At 26.5% G+C, this 941-nt stretch carries 2 protein-coding genes; both read right to left on the bottom strand.

The features are described from left to right. Window positions 1-35: 35 nt before the first annotated feature. Window positions 36-476 carry a DUF86 domain-containing protein gene (locus LHV68_00510; protein MCB4790348.1) on the bottom strand — a complete coding sequence of 147 codons (441 nt, stop codon included), beginning with the start codon at window positions 474-476 and terminating at the stop codon, window positions 36-38. Further along, window positions 460-747, bottom strand: a complete 288-nt coding sequence (locus LHV68_00515; GenBank protein MCB4790349.1) for a nucleotidyltransferase domain-containing protein — start codon at window positions 745-747, stop codon at window positions 460-462. Before LHV68_00515 ends, LHV68_00510 begins: the two co-directional genes overlap by 17 nt. Window positions 748-941: the final 194 nt, after the last annotated feature.

Raw genomic sequence — 941 nt, forward strand, 5'->3', positions numbered from 1 at the left:
GGGGTTTAATCATGTGATCTTGGTGAGTCTATAATCTATAAAAAACTTTCGAAATTGATATGCTTATAATACTCTGAATCATTAGCAGCATTAATTTCAGCTTTATCGAAAATATTTTTGTTAAGTTGTTCCTTTACTATTTTACAAAGTTTCTTTTCTAGTAATTTTAGATCTTTTTTAATAATGCCAAAGACTACAAAAATATCAATTCCTGTATATTCGTGAGTTATGCGGTTTCTGAAAGCTTTTATTTCAGCCCAATTTATTTTATGCTTTTTTTTAAGTTCATCGCTTATTTTATTAACATTTTCGCCAATCTGAGTAAGCAATGTTAAGGCAGCATTAAAATTTAATTGATCATTTCTTCTATATAGCTCATCGGCACTTTTGCAATATTTTGTGTAAATATATATCTTCTCTATCGATTCTAATATGTTTAATAAATAGACCAGATCGTTTTTAATGTTTTTCAACATAAATAGCTTCTTTTCTTGCACGGTATAAAATTATTGGGTTTGCATATTTTTCTATTACCATATCAATTTTTTTATTCGTAATTTTTTCAAGTTCTTCTTTAAGGGACAATGCATTTTTGTAGTTAATACTATCTTCAATTAATACATCAATATCTTTTGCTTTTTTTGCTTTAATAAACGAACCAAAAATGCCAATTCTTCTTAGATGATACTTATTTAGAATGTGTTTTTCTGTTATTAAAGATTTGAATATATTAAAGTTTAATTTCATAACAACAAAATACCATAAAAAATAAATAAAATCAAGGCAAAAAAGGATTCTTTCTCAAATATTTTAGGGATTTTTCTAAAAAAAACCACAGGGCTGTAGATACCAGTTCTGTGGTTTTTCTAGAATTAAATCTTGATACCAAAAATGTGGAATGAAGAATTACAAAATTCAAATCCCGCATTCGGGCTTGAGTA

Source organism: Candidatus Liberimonas magnetica (assembly GCA_020523885.1).
In the GTDB taxonomy this organism is placed as follows: domain Bacteria; phylum Elusimicrobiota; class Endomicrobiia; order Endomicrobiales; family JAFGIL01; genus Liberimonas; species Liberimonas magnetica.

What these genes read in the sequence shown, in the direction of transcription:
- LHV68_00510 (MCB4790348.1), bottom strand. Translation starts at nt 476, where the DNA reads ATGTTGAAAAACATTAAAAACGATCTGGTCTATTTATTAAACATATTA.
- LHV68_00515 (MCB4790349.1), bottom strand. Translation starts at nt 747, where the DNA reads ATGAAATTAAACTTTAATATATTCAAATCTTTAATAACAGAAAAACAC.